General features: G+C 35.5%; 12 protein-coding genes. 7 read left to right on the forward strand and 5 right to left on the reverse strand.

The annotated features are described in order from the left end of the window. Positions 1-181: 181 nt before the first annotated feature. From BX659_RS10810 to BX659_RS10825, 4 genes are all read right to left on the reverse strand, one after another. On the reverse strand, positions 182-688 hold the full coding sequence (locus tag BX659_RS10810) for a glycoside hydrolase family 108 protein (RefSeq protein ID WP_097018303.1): 507 nt from the start codon (positions 686-688) through the stop codon (positions 182-184). Between the two features lie 126 nt (positions 689-814). Beyond that, positions 815-1321: an outer membrane beta-barrel protein gene (locus tag BX659_RS10815; protein ID WP_097018304.1), complete on the reverse strand. Its 507-nt coding sequence runs from the start codon at positions 1319-1321 to the stop codon at positions 815-817. A gap of 118 nt (positions 1322-1439) precedes the next feature. After that, positions 1440-2459 carry a LacI family DNA-binding transcriptional regulator gene (locus BX659_RS10820; RefSeq protein ID WP_097018305.1) on the reverse strand — a complete coding sequence of 340 codons (1020 nt, stop codon included), beginning with the start codon at positions 2457-2459 and terminating at the stop codon, positions 1440-1442. A gap of 258 nt (positions 2460-2717) precedes the next feature. Continuing rightward, positions 2718-3419 (reverse strand): pirin family protein, encoded by a 702-nt coding sequence (locus BX659_RS10825; RefSeq protein WP_097018306.1) that lies wholly within the window; start codon positions 3417-3419, stop codon positions 2718-2720. Positions 3420-3635: 216 nt separating this feature from the next. Here BX659_RS10825 and BX659_RS10830 point away from each other — a divergent pair, with 216 nt between their 5' ends. The 7 genes from BX659_RS10830 (at position 3636) to BX659_RS10860 (ending at position 10864) form a co-directional block, all read left to right on the forward strand. Beyond that, positions 3636-4475, forward strand: a complete 840-nt coding sequence (locus BX659_RS10830) for an ABC transporter ATP-binding protein (RefSeq protein ID WP_097018307.1) — start codon at positions 3636-3638, stop codon at positions 4473-4475. Beyond that, positions 4408-5166 carry an ABC transporter permease gene (locus tag BX659_RS10835; protein ID WP_097018308.1) on the forward strand — a complete coding sequence of 253 codons (759 nt, stop codon included), beginning with the start codon at positions 4408-4410 and terminating at the stop codon, positions 5164-5166. Before BX659_RS10830 ends, BX659_RS10835 begins: the two co-directional genes overlap by 68 nt. A 94-nt stretch (positions 5167-5260) precedes the next feature. Beyond that, positions 5261-6262, forward strand: a complete 1002-nt coding sequence (locus BX659_RS10840; protein WP_097018309.1) for an aliphatic sulfonate ABC transporter substrate-binding protein — start codon at positions 5261-5263, stop codon at positions 6260-6262. A gap of 559 nt (positions 6263-6821) precedes the next feature. Further along, positions 6822-7736: a cysteine synthase A gene (cysK, locus tag BX659_RS10845; RefSeq protein ID WP_097018310.1), complete on the forward strand. Its 915-nt coding sequence runs from the start codon at positions 6822-6824 to the stop codon at positions 7734-7736. 435 nt (positions 7737-8171) lie between these two features. Continuing rightward, a complete protein-coding gene (locus BX659_RS10850) occupies positions 8172-8528 on the forward strand; it encodes a four-helix bundle copper-binding protein (RefSeq protein WP_216358804.1) in 357 nt (118 codons plus the stop codon). A gap of 129 nt (positions 8529-8657) precedes the next feature. Then, complete coding sequence (locus BX659_RS10855) at positions 8658-9755, forward strand: M14 family metallopeptidase (RefSeq protein WP_253250750.1); 1098 nt, start codon at positions 8658-8660, stop codon at positions 9753-9755. A gap of 197 nt (positions 9756-9952) precedes the next feature. Next, complete coding sequence (locus BX659_RS10860) at positions 9953-10864, forward strand: chemotaxis protein (protein WP_097018312.1); 912 nt, start codon at positions 9953-9955, stop codon at positions 10862-10864. An 86-nt stretch (positions 10865-10950) separates the two neighbouring features. Here the strand turns inward: BX659_RS10860 and BX659_RS10865 are convergent, their stop codons facing one another. Next, complete coding sequence (locus BX659_RS10865; RefSeq protein WP_097018313.1) at positions 10951-13692, reverse strand: heavy metal translocating P-type ATPase; 2742 nt, start codon at positions 13690-13692, stop codon at positions 10951-10953. Positions 13693-13947: the final 255 nt, after the last annotated feature.

Below are 13947 nucleotides of genomic sequence, written 5' to 3' on the forward strand. Positions count from 1 at the left end.
CATATTACATGATACTTTATATCGTATACTGCATGGCTTCTTTTCGTATAGTCAACCATACTAATCACCTCTTTGATGAATAGTATGTCATTTTCCACAATATTTAAAAGGCTGAAAGCGTATACCGCCTAAAGGCGGTGGTTTTAGACCACGCGCATGGAAAATAAAGCTACAATCAAGCTCATAATAAGGTTCGCTTCAGCCACCCTCTAATAAACTTCTTCTGACTCTTATCTGCTTTACAGATAGAGATGTATCTTTCACCCTGTAAGATATTAAGTAATTGTAATAGCTCAAAACCATAAGCAGAGTTATTGACTCCCTTTAAGGTATTAGACCCAACAATTCCATCTACCTCAATCTCTTGCTCAGTTAATAGATTATAAGCCAACTGCAAATTACTAGTTGCCCTTTTGGGACCGATATGAACTGCCTGTTCAAAACATTCAATAGCAATATCTATAGCCTTAATCTTATGATAATTAAGATTAACCCAATAGTTTTGATAATAAATCCCTTTGGCTTGATCTAAGGTTAAATCCTTCATCTCCCCCTGATAACCACTCTCTCTAGCTATAGTTTCAGAGATTCCATATTTAGTCTTACCTCCTCGGTCATCCTTATCATCAGAGTATTTACCTTCAAATTGCAAAATTTTCTGAAAAGCCTTTTCAAAATTCTTATCCATTATCTGCCCCCCTCTTTATTAGGATATGATAGTATAGTTGAAAAATTATAATTATAGTTATTAAAATAAAAGCATCCTCGATATCGAGGATGCTTTTAAAGCTAAACTATTATATTATTTATATTATTAAAATTTATAGCCTACTCCCACTTCTAAGGTATGAAAATGATGATGGTCATCTTCAATAAAACCTAAAATCCCTGCTCTTAAATCAACCTTTGCATCTAAATTTATCTTTAATCCTAATTCATACATTAAAGATAAATCGCTTCTTCTTGCAGATAGATCAAACTCGTAAATTCCAGTAATATCACTATTAAACTGATGGGAACCATTGATTCCGATAAAAGGACTACTCTCAGTAACTCCACCTACTAAGGCAAAGTTTCCATCAAGTTCATACTTTACTCCTAACCTCGAAATTGGATCTCCCATTGTACCCATTAAAGCTAGCTTAGGGGTAAGACCATACTCACCACTTAATTTAAGTCCATGATCACTAACCAACATTCCTGTAATGACTCCATGATTTTGTCCAACCTGTGGACTAGTTAAAGCATAGCCAACACCAGCAAATCCTACTGTAAATACTGCTACTAAAATAACTGCAACTAATTTTTTAATTGTTAACATCCTCTCTAAGATTTAATTATAGTAAGTATAAATAAATGTAGTCTAGAAAATATCTACTATAATTATAACTCTTTTTATGAGAAAATGCTTAGGTAAATGGAGGTGTTTTTGAAAGATTTTATCTTAGATCCTTGACTGAATTTCTAATTATCAACTCTGGTTTTAAAAGCTTCTCTTTAACTACCTCTACACTATTAGTATTTAACTTATTTAAAATAAAGTTAACCGCCTCTTTTCCAAACAAAATCCCATCTTGATTAATAGTTGTTAACTTAGGACTAGTATACTGGGTTGCAGGCATATTATCAAAGCCTACTAAGGATATATCATCAGGAATTTTAAGACCTGCAGCTTTAAAGGTTCCCATGGCACCTAAAGCCATTGAATCATTAGCTGAAAGTATTGCTGTTGGCCTTTGCTTTAAACTTAAAACCTCTTGAGCAAGCCTCTCTCCACTCTCTTTAGTAAAGTCTCCTTCCCATACATAAGCAGGATTATATAGGTTTCTCTCTAGTAAATAGTCCTGATAAGCCCTAAATCTAATCTCAGATACCTCTGCTTCTTTAGTAGACTTAAAAAAACCAACCCTCTGATGCCCTAGCTCTGTCAAATAATCTAAAGCCTGATTAATACCTGTTGGGTTATCAGAGCTGATATAACCGATATTCTCTCCTTTAATCTTCAAATCTATAATAGCTACTGGAATATCTGCTTGTTTTATCTCTTCTAACTCTGGATCATTTAGAGCTAATCCAAAAAAGATAGCCCCCTCTACCCTTCTTTCCTTACAAAGCTTTAAATAGTTTACATTCTGATATAAACTACTAGTATTAGTAAACAAGAGGATATCATAACCTCTTTTATTGGCCTCCTCAGCAACCCCATCTAGTATCTCAATAGCAAAACTCTCTCTTAACCTAATCTTATCCCTACTTAAAATAAATACCCCTATCGTATTACTCTTATTCATCGATAGCCTTCTAGCTATGGGATTAGGATGATATTCCATCTCCTTAGCTACTCTTTTTATCTTGGCTTTAAGCTTATCACCTACACCCTTTCTATCATTTAATGCCTTAGATACAGTCCCTGGGGAAACCCCTAATTTATCAGCGATATCTCTAATCTTAACACCCATCTCTTCACCTCATTATTAAGGGTTTTATTGCTAATTTTATTATATAAGCTAATCTTTGTCAAATAATCTAGAGATAGGTAATAAATACTCAATTATAGTTATAGCTGTCTAATCACAAAGTTAAATTTAATGAACATATTATAATTAAATTTAACTATATATAACATGAAAAATAATTTAAATTAATTTAGCAACGAATTGACGCGAATCATACGAATATGAAATCTTTATCGGTTTCTATATAGCTTAATCATACTTCTAAACCAAATCTATTAACATCAACTCAGCACCTACTTCAGTACCTATATTCAGCTCAAATTCCTCTCTTATCCGTAGACTATCGCCTTTACTTAAGTTACAATCATTATTTATAATGACTTCTCCTTTAATCACAAATAAATAGAGCTTCCGCTTACTATCATGGCGATAAGTAATCGACTCACCTGCCTCGAAGGTAGCTAGATATAGATCAATATCCTGATTAATCTTGACCGTTCCCTCCTTATCATGACCTGAAATTACAGGTAAAAGTCGATTCAATTGATCCTCTTTAGCAAACTCATTCTGCTCCCAGCTAGGTTCTAGATCCTCTACTTCAGGTTCAAACCAGAGCTGTAAAAAATGTACATCTTCATCATCTGAATAATTGTACTCCAAATGTTCAATCCCTGTCCCTGCACTTATTCTCTGTACCCCTCCAGCTTCAACTATGCCATTGTTTCCCAGACTATCTTGATACCCCAACACTCCATCTATTACATAAGTAACGATCTCAAGATTATTATGGGGATGCATCTCAAAACCTTCTCCAGCCCTAATAATATCATCATTAAAAGCACATAAACTTCCAAAACATTCACTATTAGGGATAGTATAATTCCTAAATGAGAAGCTTAAATTACTCTCTATCCAATCCCGTTTGACCTTATAACGATTCTTTGCTGGAACTACTTCTATCATCAACCACCCCTCCTTTATTATTAATCTATCCCTTTTAGTAAATTTTCATTAATCAAGCTCTGCTTAATAATATAGCAGTAAATTATAACAAAATTAAATAAATTTCTATTTTACTGTTGACATCACCAAATATCCCCTATATAATCAGTATAAAGAAACTTAGAAATTCACATCGGAATACTCGGAATTAAAGTTTGTATGATGGAGGTTGATTATATGATTGAAATTAAGAATATCTATAAGAGCTTTAAACAAAAAGATGGCTCTGATTTGACAGTACTTAATAATATAGATTTTACTATCAAAGAAGGAGAATTCATCTCTTTATTAGGACCTTCTGGTTGTGGAAAATCCACTCTATTAAATATAGTGTCAGGCTTAGAGGAAGCAAATTCAGGAGAGATAATTATTGATGGTAGCCCTATTAAAGGTCCAGGTTCAGATCGAGGAGTAGTCTTTCAAGAAGCAGCCCTCTTTCCTTGGCTTAATGTTTTGGAGAATGTTAAATTTGGCTTAAAGAATAAAGGAATCTCAGAATCAGAAATCAATGAAACTGCATTAAAGTACATAAAGAAGGTACATCTAAGTAAATTTAAAGAATCTTATCCCCACCAGTTATCAGGAGGAATGAGACAAAGGGCTGCTATTGCTAGAGCCTTAGCAATGAATCCTAAGATATTATTGATGGATGAACCCTTTGGTGCTTTAGATGAACAGACTCGGATGATGCTCCATTATGAGTTACAAAAGATTTGGCTAGAGACTAGAAAGACGATCCTTTTTGTAACCCATAATATCAGAGAAGCTGTACAATTATCAGATAGAATCGTTGTCTTTGGTACACAGCCAGGTAGAATTAAGGAGATCTTTGAGGTCAAAGCAGCAAGACCTCGTAGCAAAAATAAGGGATATCTACTAGAGTTAGAAAATAGAATCTTAAATGTATTAAAAGAAGAGATAGAGAAAGTAATGAAGGAGGAGATGGGTGATGAATACCACTTTGAAGAGGGTTCTCTTCCTTGGGATCCTGATCGCGATATGGGAAGTCATATATAAGTTACAAATTTGGCCACCAATTCTCTTTCCATCACCACTGCAGGTTGGAGAAACATTATATCTAGGGATTATTGATGGCTCTTTTATCACCTCTTTAGGAGATAGCTTTAAGAGATTATTAATTGGCTATGGTTTTGCTTTAATTATCGGTACTCTTTTGGGACTGATTATAGCTTCTTCGAAATTAATGGAGGATACCTTGGGAAGTTTAGTCTTAGCTTTACAGAGTGTCCCTTCGATTGTCTGGCTTCCCTTAGCTATCTTATGGTTTGGAATGGGAGAAGCAGCAATCATCTTTGTGGTAGTCTTAGGTGGTACTTGGAATATGGTGATTAATGCCTCAACTGGAATCAAGAATGTCCGCCCACTTTTGCTTAAGGCTGCAAAAACTATGGGGATCACAGAGCACAATCTATTCTTTAAGGTCACCATTCCAGCAGCAATCCCCCATTTAATTACTGGAATGAGGCTATCTTGGGCCTTCTGTTGGCGAGCTTTGATGGCTGGAGAGCTATTAGGTAGTGGCAATGGATTGGGTCAGATTCTCATGTGGGGTCGAGAGATGGGGAATATGAGTATGGTAATTTCTATCATGATTATTATTGCTACTTTAGGTAGCTTAACTGATGGAATCATCTTCAAGCCTCTAGAAAATAAGGTACTAGAGCGTTGGGGACTAGCAAAGATATAGTAATGAGTGACGAATAACGATTAAAGAGTAAAAGAATTGATTACTACTGATTACTCGTCACTCATTACCGAATTTAAATAAGGAGGAAATAAAAATGAATAAAAAATTAATACTAATGTCAATTTTATTAATCGGTATTCTGGTAATTACCGGTTGTGGAAATAAAACTACAGATACAACTGCTGATGTTAAGGAGATTACTATCGGTTACTTCCCTAACCTAACCCATGCTCCTGGGATTGTCGGAGTAGCCAATGGAAGTTTTGAGAAGGAATTTGATGGAATCAAGATTAATGTTAAGACTTTTCCTAAGGGTTCATTATTTATGGATGCTATGGCTACTGGTCAAGTTGATATCGGTTATGTCGGTCCAGGTCCTGTATTAAATCGTTACTTACAAGGTTCAAAGGTTAAAGTCTTAGCCAGTGCCAGTGTTGCTGGTAATGTAGTTGTGGGTAATGGGGACAGTAAGATCTCCTTTCCTGCCGATTTAGCCAATAAGACCATTGCTACTCCTGGCTTTGCTTGCAGCCATGACCTTTTATTAAGAAGATTCTTATGGGATAACGAGTTAAAGATGGAGAAACGTGGTGGAAATATCAAGCATATTCTACAGAAACCCGCTACTATGATGGGACTCTTTAAGCAAGGACAGATTGATGCTGCTGCTGTCTCTGAACCTTGGGCTGCTGTGATGGAAGAGAAGATTGGTGCTAAAATCCTAGTAAATTGGGATGAGATGCCTTGGGGTGGTCAAATGCCAGCTACTGTCATCGCTACTACCGATGAATTTACCAACAATCACCCTGAATTAGTCAAAAAGTTCTTAAAGGTAAATGAAGAGGCAATTGACTTCATCGAGAATAATCGGGCAGAAAGCTTGAAGCTAATGCAACAAGAGATTAAGAGAATCACTAAACAAGAACTAGCTATCGACATCTTAGATAGAGCATTAACTAGAACCAAACTTACTTCTGCTATTGACCCTCAAATCATCCAAGAGTTTGCTAATATCTCTGGTGAATTGGGAGCAATCAAAGGAAGTACTGACATCACTGGTTTAGTTGATACCTCTTTTTTAGCAGAAATTGAATAATGGTGGATAGATAATAACGAGTAGTATCAACTACTCGTTATTATCTTGTTATATATGATGAATCTAGATTAAATAAAGATAATACTACACTCTTTATAGTTTACAGTGTACAGTTAGCAGCAGTTTACACGAAGAGTCTTATTTTTGGACTCGTAGGGACAGTTAATTTCTTTAAAATCGAAGAAAATTATTGTTTGAACGAAGCAAAAATTGAGCTGGAATTTAGAGTTTAATCAAATTTTAAATAAAGAATATAATTAATAATAATAATTAGTACTTTGGTTGCTGAGTGAGTTTAATTTTCTTCTTGATTGGATTTATCACGAAGGGTTCCCTACAGGTTTTTAATAAAAAAACCTTCCGTAATAAATTTAAGAATGAACCCGTAGGTTTGGTTACTTTTTCATCAAGGACGCCCCGTAGGCAGTAGTCTTGGGCTGAAAACGTAACCCGCCCTTAGGCGGAACCTAAGATTTTGTCTACTTTTATAAGGTAAAAACTGTCGCAATATATTTGAATAACAACATTTATATTGTATTAAAAAGAAAGGATGATCCCCATGAAAATCGCCAATAATATCATAGATTTAATAGGTAATACCCCTATCGTTAAATTAAATAGAATAGTTCCTAAAGATGCTGCTGATATTTATCTTAAATTAGAATATTTCAACCCTACTAGAAGTGTTAAAGCCCGCCCTGCTTATAATATGATTAAACAGGCTGAAATTGATGGTCTGCTCAAAGCTGGTGGAACTATCATCGAGCCTACTAGCGGAAATACTGGGATCGGTTTAGCAATGGTGGCAGCAGTTAAAGGCTATCAAGCCATCTTAGTAATGCCTGAATCAGCCTCACAAGAGAGAATCAACATGATGAGAGCCTATGGTGCTGAGGTTATCTTAACCCCTAGCGACCAAGGAATGACTGGTGCTGTTAAGGAAGCAGAAAGGCTATTAGACAAGATTAAAAACTCTTTTATGCCAAATCAATTTACTAACCCAGCCAACCCTGATGCCCATCGTCATACTACAGCTGTAGAGATAATTGAAGCCTTTGATGCTAAATTAGACATCTTTGTCAGTACTGCTGGAACTGGAGGAACAGTCTCTGGCACTGGTGAAGAGCTAAAAAAAGAGATAGATGATCTAAAAATCTATATTGTAGAATCAGAAAATTCCCCTGTTATCTCTGGTGGAGAATCAGGAAGCCATAAGATTCCTGGTACTGGGCCTGGGTTTATCCCCGAAACTCTCAATCGAAATATTTATAATCGGGTTTATCGGATTGATGATGAAGATGCTTTAGAGACAGCTCGACAGTTAGCAGCTAAGGAAGGAATCTTAGTTGGTCCCTCAGCAGGGGCAGCAGTCTGGACTGCCCTTCAAGCAGCTAAAGAACTTGGAAAAAACAAGACTATCTTAGCAATGGCTCCTGACACAGGCGAGAGATATTTAAGTACAGACTTATTTTAAAAGTTAAAATAGATTAAGAAGCCACCTTGAAGGTGGCTTCTTTCTTATCTTATATACCTAACTACTCAAGATGGTGTCTCCCTTTCTAAACATCCTCTTTAGTCAAATAAAGGAATTAAGAAGAAGAATAAAATTATTATCCAAATAAATTCATTATCACCATAGTCACCCATTACTTATCCCCCCTTTTTCTCTCAATTTAATATATCATATGAAGTAGATCCTAGTATTGTTAATTTATAATCTATTTTTTATATCTCCTCATAATCATATAAAGCAACTTGAAAGCACTCCTTCATATAAGTTAATTCTTAAAGTGGGATTAGATTGCTATCTCTAATTTAATAAAATAAACTTAATTTTCAATCACCAATTGTTTATTTCCTAAATATAATAATAATGTAATAATTATGCAGAAAGAAAGGAGGTACTATCTTGCATAGAGACCTAGCTCACTTAGTAACTACTATACAAGATTGTGAAATGGTCTGTGAGGATATGACCACTTATGTGATGAGAAGATCAGATTTTCGAAGCAGAATCAGACAGTTAGAGCTATTGAGAGATTGTGCAGACATCTGTGCCCTAACTGCCAAATTTATTGCTAGAGATAGCCATTTTGCCAGAGATATAGCTAAATTATGTGCAGATATCTGTATGGCTTGTAGCAGAGAGTGTGCTAAATTCCCTGATCAGCAATCACAATACTGTAGCGAAGTCTGTTATAACTGTGCCCAAGAGTGTAGAAGATTTGCTATGGAAAGAAGGGATAGATTTTATTCTCAGGATTAATCTATAAGTATCTATAGCCTACTGCCTCAATTGAGATAGTAGGCTATATTTTGTATAAATAGAGCAAGTTAATGATATTTTAATATAAAAAGAGAATAATAAAATAAAAAGATAATGGAGGAACTAAGATTGTTTCAAGATAAAAAATTATATCTAACTATAACACTAATAACTCTCCTTCTTGCCCTCTTAGCTTGTAGCAGAGAAGAAGAAAAGCCTCAAAAAATTATAGAAGAACAGAGAAATAATGATAAAATAAAAGTTAATCACAGAGATAAAGAAAACATTAAAAATCAACAAAAGTTAGCTGATTCTATTATAGTTAAGACTCCTAACTATACCTATACTATGCTAAAAAAGCAGCTAATAAAGCTAGAGCAGAACTATAATAATTACCTTCAACTCTCATCAATCGGTAAATCAGTACAAGGTAGAAAGCTTTATCTACTGAAAGTTGGTACTGGTAAAGAGAAGATTGGAGTTATAGGAGGGGTTCATGGCAGAGAAGGAATCACCTCTCTATTAACTCTCAAATTAGCTGAAGATTATATTAGAGCAATGATTAGAGGAGCAAAGATCAATAACTATAACCTAACAGAGATATTAAAAAAGACAAGCTTCTACTTCATCCCAATGTTAAACCCCGATGGAGTAGAGATAGCTATCAATGGAATTAAAAAATTAGATAATAAAGAGTTCTATCTAGTGGCAAATCAGAACAGCTCTGATTTTAAAAGATGGAAGGCAAATGCCCATGGTGTAGATTTAAATAAGCAGTTTAAAGCCAATTGGCAGAAACTTAAGGCAGAAAAAAGACCACATTTTGCGCACTACAAAGGACCTAGTCCAGAAAGTGAGCCTGAAAGTAAAGCCCTAGCTGAGTTGACCAGACAAGAAGAGTTTGATGCAGTGGTCGCCTTTCACAGTAGCGGAGATGTAATCTACTGGTATTATAATCAAGCAGAAGAATCTTATCAAAGAGATTATCAACTTGCTAAAGCCCTTAGTGCTAAAAATGGCTACAGGATAGTTAAAGCTAAGGAAAGCGATAAAGTAGCTGCAGGATATAAGGATTGGTTTATTAAGAAGTTTCATAGACCTGGCTTTACAATTGAGATTGGTTCAGAGATTAATGAAAAGCCCTTACCTAGCTATGAGCTAGCTAAGTACTTTCAAGAGAACAGAGAGGTACTATTAGAGTTAGCTTTGTTAATAAACACTAACTAATAATATCATTGAGGACTTATTTAATCACAAATAAGTTGCAGTTCTAGCTAAAATAATAGAAATAATTTTAATATCTTCTTTATCTTAAATATAAGCATTTAATTCTTATAAAAATAATTATTTTCAATTATAAAGAGGTAAACAAGTACAATTATCGAATATATTAAATAAACTGTATTGTATGGAGTTGATAAACTATGAAAAATAATAACATATTATTAGAAAGTGGAACTGGAGAGTTAGAAGTACTAAAGTTTAAGGTTAAAGGAGTATTTTATGCTATTAACGTAATTAAGGTTAAAGAGATTTTAAAGACTAACCTTGAATCTATTCAACCACTCCCATCACAGCCAAAAGCAGTTAGAGGAATAACTAATATTCGGGGCGAGGTTATCACCTTAATTGACTTAAGAGAATATTTAAATCAGGAAATACCTTACAACGCTAATGAAAGTGAGCTTCTAGTAATCTTAACTGAATTTAACAACATCAAACTCCTCTTTGCTGTAGACCAAGTAATCGGTATCTCTAGATTAAAATGGAGCGACATCCAAAAGCCAAACAATCTAATGGGCAACTTAGTCAATGGAATCATTAAATCCGACAATCAGCTAGTTAACTTTCTTGATTTTGAATCAATACTCACAAATATACAACCCAGCATGGTAATGAACACAAACAATTATAAAATCAATAGTACTTTAAAAGAGCAGAGGGAGAATATTACCTTAGCTATAGCAGATGATTCTCCAACGATTCGAGAAATCTTAAAAAAGACACTCTATGAAGCTGGCTATGAAGATTTAAAAATCTTTAATGATGGACAACAGTTATTAGACTATCTTTATGAACTCAAAGATAAAGGAGCAATTGTTTCTAACTATATCCAAGGGATAATAACCGATATAGAGATGCCTGAGATGGATGGACATACTCTTGTTAAACATATTAAAAATGATAAAACTTTAAGAGAGATTCCTACATTAATCTTCTCATCTTTAATTACTGGTGATTTAAGGCATAAAGGAGATGCTGTTGGAGTAGATGAACAGATCAGTAAGCCAGAGATTGAAAAGTTGATAAACATTTTAGATGATTTAATCTTATAAGAGAGAGTATTTACTGAGTTTAATTTTATCCATCTAATAAACTAAGAGCTATGACAATATTGTCATAGCTCTTAGTTTATCTTCTATTATTCAATTCCTACTACTTGATATCCTGCCTCTTCAACTGCTGCTGTCAACTTAGCATCAGCTACCTCTGCAGACAGCTCAACTATAGCTCTATTCTCATCAGCACTCACATCAGCTGATTTGACCTCATCCATTGCCTCTAATTCTTTTTGGACACGTCCTGAGCAATGTCCACAACTCATTCCTTCAATTCTAATAACCTTCTTCATAGATTTCTCCTCCTTAACAGTACTATCTTCTATATTTTTATTATCTTTAACAGTATCAATCCTATTTTGAGGTTTAAAGTTCTTTAACCTCAAAGCATTGGTCAATACTGATACTGAACTCATTGACATCGCTGCCGCTGCAATCATTGGATTGAGTAATGGTCCCCCAAAAAGGTGTAACAGACCAGCAGCAATTGGAATCCCTGCTGTATTATAAGCAAAAGCCCAGAATAGATTCTGCTTGATATTTCTAATTGTAGCTTTACTTAGCTGGATAGCTGTAACTACATCCATGATATCATCCTTCATCAAGACAATATCAGCACTCTCCATGGCTACATCGGTACCAGAACCGATTGCTAATCCTACATCTGCCTGGGCCAAAGCAGGTGCATCATTGATCCCATCACCAACCATGGCTACCTTCTTACCATTGTCTTGTAATTTCTTAACCTCGTTAGCTTTATCTTCAGGCAAAACTTCAGCTCGAACTATATCAATCCCAACCTCTTTAGCAATAGCATTTGCTGTCCGCTGATTATCACCTGTAATCATCGCAACCTCAATTCCCATCTGATGAAGGGTCTTGACTGCTGCTGCACTGCTCTTCTTAACTGTATCTGCAACAGCAATAATTCCAGCTAACTCCCCATCAATTGCCATAAACATTGGAGTCTTACCTTCATTGGCAAGTCTATTGGAATCCTCTTGTAAGGTAACTTCAATCCCTTTATCATCCATCAGCTTTATATTGCCAAGTAAGATAGCTTGATCATCTATCTCTACCTCAATTCCATGACCAGGAATCGCCATAAAGTTATCGAGCTTCTTAAACTCTAACCCTTTATCTTCTGCACCCTTAACGATAGCTTCCCCTAGTGGATGTTCAGAACCCTTCTCAGCTGAACCTGCTAACGTTAATAGCTCCTCTTCAGAATAGTTACTAGCTGCTACTATATCGGTAACCTTTGGCTTTCCTTCAGTAATAGTACCTGTCTTATCAAAAACTATTGTCTCTATCTTGTGAGCAGTTTCTAAAGGAACCCCACCTTTGATTAAGACTCCATTCTCTGCCCCTTTACCTGTACCGACCATAATTGCTGTTGGTGTTGCCAGACCTAAAGCACAGGGACAAGCAATTACCAATACCGAAATGAAGATAGTTAAAGCAAATACTGCTCCTGCTCCTGCTAAATACCAAGCAAGCCCTGCTAAAATAGCAATTCCAATTACTACAGGAACAAAGTATCCTGCAATTATATCTGCCATCTTAGCAATTGGAGCTTTGGAGCCTTGGGCCTCTTCTACTAACTTAATAATTTGGGCTAAGGCTGTATCCTTACCTACTTTAGTAGCCTTAAACTTAATAGTCCCATTCTTATTAAGCCCAGCACCAATTACCTTATCACCAACCTTCTTTTCGACAGGGATACTCTCTCCAGTTAACATTGATTCATCGACAGCAGTATGCCCCTCAACAATCGTACCATCTACAGGAATTTTCTCTCCTGGCTTGACCACGATAATATCTCCAACCTCCACCTCTTCAATAGGAATAGTCATCTCCTCACCATCATGGATAACTGTAGCTGTTTTAGCCTGTAAATCCATCAGCTTCTTAATCGCCTCTGAAGTCTTCCCTTTAGAGACTGCTTCTAAGTACTTACCAAGTAAAATTAAAGTAATGATTACTCCTGCACTTTCAAAGTATAGATTCATAGCATAACTATTATCTCCACTAGCTATTCTAAAGACAGCATAGATTCCATACAAAATAGCTGCTGAGGTACCAATAGCTATCAATGAATCCATATTAGGATGCCCTCTAAATAAGGATTTAAAGCCGACAGTATAGAACTTATAACCTGCTATCATTACTGGAATAGTTAAGAATAATTGTAGCAGAGCAAAATTCATTGGATGGACTGATGGCTCTAAAATCTCAGGAAGCGGTAAACCTATCATATGACCCATAGAGATATAAAATAGAGGTATTGTAAAGATAGCCGCAGCAATGAACTTCTTCCAAAGTGTCTCTATCTCCTGATTCTTTCTCTCTTTATCAGTATCTACTCGCTCACCTGCTTCAATCTCTAAGGGTTCATATCCTGCCTTAGTAATGGCACTTTTAATCTCAGAGATTCTAGTCTGATGGGGATTGTACTTAACTCTTGCTTTCTCTGTGGCAAAGTTGACGTTTACCTCTTCAATTCCTTCTAACTTCTTAATCCCCTTCTCTACAGCAGCAGCACAACTAGCACAAGTCATCCCACCAATTGGTATATTTATCTCTCGTAGTTCAATCTCATCATCAATACCATAACCAGCAGCTTTAACTGCTGCTTTAATATCTTCTAATCTAGCAGTTGAATCATCAAAAACCACATTTAGCTTTTCAGTAGCAAAGTTAACATTGGCTTCTTGCACACCAGCTACCTTGTTGACATTCTTCTCTACTGCAGCTGAACAGCTAGCACAGCTCATTCCTGTGACCTTAATTGTTTCTTGCTGCAATGCTTTTGTCTCTGACATCCTGACCCCTCCTTATATTTATTATCTCCTTATCTCTAAGAAAGTATTTTCCTTCTTATACCCCCTAAGGGTATTTCTTGATTAAAAGAATATCATATTCAAGCTTATCTGTCAAGGGGAGAGTGAGTATATTGTATAATAGATATGAAAGATAACCTACTTAATATTGAAAGTTAGATAATATAAAGATAAAGCGACACTTTGTGTTTTGGTGGTTGGGTAGTTAGGGGTGGTTTACACGAAGAGTCATCTTTT

The organism is Orenia metallireducens (assembly GCF_003001995.1).
GTDB lineage: Bacteria > Bacillota > Halanaerobiia > Halobacteroidales > Halobacteroidaceae > Orenia > Orenia metallireducens_B.